This is a genomic window from Mycobacterium sp. (genome assembly GCF_040398885.1).
GTDB lineage: Bacteria > Actinomycetota > Actinomycetes > Mycobacteriales > Mycobacteriaceae > Mycobacterium.
Window position 1 is genome coordinate 1 of sequence record NZ_JBBATF010000231.1, and the last position, 3,435, is coordinate 3,435.

Annotated in this window: 3 protein-coding genes; 2 read left to right on the forward strand and 1 reads right to left on the reverse strand. The window is 67.8% G+C overall.

Going from position 1 to position 3,435, the window contains the following annotated elements; genetic code table 11:
• Positions 1 to 2: 2 nt before the first annotated feature.
• Positions 3 to 317 (forward strand): mycobilin-forming heme oxygenase MhuD, encoded by a 315-nt coding sequence (mhuD, locus tag ADBZ5U_RS15150; protein ID WP_526811570.1) that lies wholly within the window; start codon positions 3 to 5, stop codon positions 315 to 317.
• A complete protein-coding gene (locus tag ADBZ5U_RS15155) occupies positions 295 to 1,674 on the forward strand; it encodes a serine hydrolase (protein ID WP_526811572.1) in 1,380 nt (459 codons plus the stop codon). Before mhuD ends, ADBZ5U_RS15155 begins: the two co-directional genes overlap by 23 nt.
• Positions 1,675 to 1,698: 24 nt before the next feature.
• Here the strand turns inward: ADBZ5U_RS15155 and ADBZ5U_RS15160 are convergent.
• Positions 1,699 to 3,435 (reverse strand): ATP-dependent Clp protease ATP-binding subunit (locus tag ADBZ5U_RS15160; RefSeq protein ID WP_526811574.1); only part of this gene is annotated, 1,737 nt, incomplete at its 5' end.

Below are 3,435 nucleotides of genomic sequence, written 5' to 3' on the forward strand. Positions count from 1 at the left end.
CCATGGCCGTGGTCAAGATCAACGCAATCGAGGTGCCCGCCGGCGCTGGTCCGGAACTGGAGAGGCGGTTCGCTCACCGCGCCCACGCGGTCGACAACCAGCCCGGCTTCCTCGGGTTCCAACTGCTGCGCCCGGTGAAGGGCGAGGACCGCTACTTCGTGGTCACGCAGTGGGAGTCCGAGGAGGCGTTCCAAGCCTGGGCGTCCGGTCCGGCGATCGCCGCCCACGCCGGCGAGCGGGCCAACCCGGTGTCGACCGGCGCTTCGCTGCTCGAGTTCGAGGTCGTGATGGACGTTGCCCGGTCCGACGCCCAGTAAGTCGCGGCCCGACACGGCGCGGCGCGGCGCGGCACTCGCCGCCGTCCTGGTCACCGTCGCCTCGGGGGCTTCCGGTTGCGCGGCGCCGCCGGCTCCCGCCGCCCAGTCCGGGGCACGCATCGCGGTCAACACTCCTCAGGGGGTGCGCGCCCAGCAGGTGATGGACATGATCAACTCCGACTGGCCGATCGGCACCCACGGCGTCAGGACACTCGCCGCGGCCGACATGGTGGATTCGGTCACCGCCAGCATGGACTCGATGTGGTGGGACCGGCCCTACACACTGTCCTCGGCCGAGATCGGAGCCAATTCGGCGACGCTGCACCTGGTCAGTTCCTTCGGCGCCCAGCAGGACGTCGAGATGCGCATCAACGACCAGACCATGGTCAGCCGGTTCGTGGTCGACACCCGCAAGCCCCTGGTCAACTCATGGCAGGACGTCGACACGGCGCTCGACCGCACCGGCGCCCGATACTCCTGGCAGGTCTCGAAAGTGGACGACGGCGACTGCACGAAGGTCGCCGGGGCCAACACCGCCGAATCGTTGCCGCTGGCCTCGATTTTCAAGACCTACGTGCTCTACGCGGTCGAGGACGCGGTGCGCGCCGGCACGCTGCGCTGGGAGGACCCGCTCACCATCACCGCCGAGGGCAAGAAGCTGGGCTCCTCGGGCTTCGACACGCTGGCGCCGGGAACCGAGATCACCGTCCGCCAGGCCGCCGGGAAGATGATTGCGACCAGTGACAACATGGCGACGGACATGCTGATCGAGCGTCTGGGCACCCCCGCGGTGGAGCAGGCGCTGATCCGCGCCGGCCATCACGACCCGGCCAGCATGACGCCGTTCCCGACCATGCGGGAGATGTTCGCGGTGGGATGGGGCAACCCGGACGTCCGCGAACAATGGAAGTCGGCGACGCCCGCCGACCGGATCGCCCTGCTGCAGCAGGCCAACGACCGGCCCTACGAACCCGATCCGGAACGCACCCACTCCCCCGGGTCCGCCTACGGGGCGGAGTGGTACGGCAGCGCGGAAGACATCTGCCGGGTGCACGCGCGCCTACAGTCAGGCGCCGTCGGCCCGGCGGCCCCGGTGCGCGACATCATGTCCGAGGTGGCCGGGATCGACCTTGACCGGACCGAATGGCCCTACATCGGGGCCAAGGCCGGCAACCTGCCCGGAGATCTGACCTTCAGCTGGTACGCCGAGGACCGCACCGGGCAGGCCTGGGTGGTCAGCTTCCAGCTCAACTGGCCGCGGTTTCACAGCGCGAACGCCGGCGGCTGGGTGATGACGATCATCAAGCAGGTCTTCGGGATGCTGACGCCGAAGGCGGGCGGCCACCCGGCCGGGTGACCGCCCGCCTCCAGCGGTATCGCGCTAGTCCGCGGTGGTGATCACCGCTGCGGTGGCATCGGCCAGATCGGACTCGATGATCATGCGCTTGGGACCACCGCTGAAGGTGAACCTGGCGTCCTCGCCGGCGCCTTCGCCGTCCCAGTTCTCGACGTCGACGGTGACCAGCTGACCGGGACGGATCTCGTCGAAGAGGATCTTCTCCGAAAGCGCGTCCTCGATCTCCCGCTGGATGGTCCGCCGCAGCGGCCGGGCGCCCAGGACCGGGTCGAAGCCCCGCTTGGCCAGCAGTGCCTTGGCCCGGTCGGTGAGCTCCATCTCCATGTCCTTGACCTTGAGCTGCTTGGAGACCCGGTTGACCATCAGGTCCACCATCTGGATGATCTCGTCGCGGGTCAGCTGATGGAAGACGATGATGTCGTCGATGCGGTTGAGGAACTCGGGGCGGAAGTGCTTCTTGAGCTCGTCGTTGACCTTCTGCTTCATCCGCTCGTAGTTGTTCTCCCCACCACCGGAGGTGAAGCCGAGGCCGACCGCCTTGGAGATGTCGGAGGTGCCCAGGTTCGAGGTGAAGATCAGCACGGTGTTCTTGAAGTCCACCGTGCGGCCCTGGCCGTCGGTGAGACGACCGTCCTCGAGGACCTGAAGCAGGGTGTTGTAGATCTCCTGGTGCGCCTTCTCGATCTCGTCGAAGAGCACCACCGAGAACGGCTTGCGACGCACCTTCTCGGTGAGCTGGCCGCCCTCCTCGTAGCCCACGTACCCGGGCGGGGCGCCGAAGAGCCGCGAGGCGGTGAAACGGTCGTGGAACTCGCCCATGTCGATCTGGATGAGCGCGTCGTCGTCGCCGAACAGGAACTCCGCCAGCGCCTTGGACAACTCCGTCTTACCGACGCCGGACGGGCCGGCGAAGATGAACGAGCCGGACGGGCGCTTGGGGTCCTTCAACCCCGCGCGGGTGCGGCGGATGGCCTTGGAGACGGCCTTGACCGCATCCTCCTGGCCGATGATCCGCTTGTGCAGTTCGTCCTCCATGCGCAGCAGCCGAGTGGTCTCCTCCTCGGTCAGCTTGAACACCGGGATGCCGGTCCAGTTGCCCAGCACCTCGGCGATCTGCTCGTCGTCGACCTCGGCCACGACGTCCATATCGCCTGAGCGCCATTGCTTCTCGCGCTCGGCGCGCTGGGCGACCAGTTGCTTCTCCTTGTCGCGAAGCGAGGCCGCCTTCTCGAAGTCCTGCGCGTCGATCGCCGATTCCTTCTCCCGGCGGGCGTCGGCGATCTTCTCGTCGAACTCGCGCAGGTCCGGCGGAGCGGTCATCCGGCGGATCCGCATCCGTGCGCCGGCCTCGTCGATCAGGTCGATGGCCTTGTCCGGCAGGAACCGGTCGTTGATGTAGCGGTCGGCCAGGGTCGCGGCGGCCACGATCGCGGCATCGGTGATCGACACCCGGTGGTGCGCCTCGTAGCGGTCGCGCAGGCCCTTGAGGATCTCGATGGTGTGCGCCACCGACGGCTCGCCGACCTGGACCGGCTGGAACCGGCGCTCCAGGGCGGCGTCCTTCTCGATGTACTTGCGGTACTCGTCGAGAGTAGTGGCGCCGATGGTCTGCAGTTCACCTCGAGCGAGCTTCGGCTTGAGGATCGACGCCGCGTCGATCGCGCCTTCGGCGGCGCCCGCCCCGACGAGGGTGTGCAACTCGTCGATGAACAGGATGATGTCGCCGCGGGTGTTGATCTCCTTGAGCACCTTCTTCAGGCG

Bases quoted from the DNA above. Each gene is read 5' to 3' on its own strand.
- mhuD (WP_526811570.1), top strand. From the start codon at position 3: ATGGCCGTGGTCAAGATCAACGCAATCGAGGTGCCCGCCGGCGCTGGT.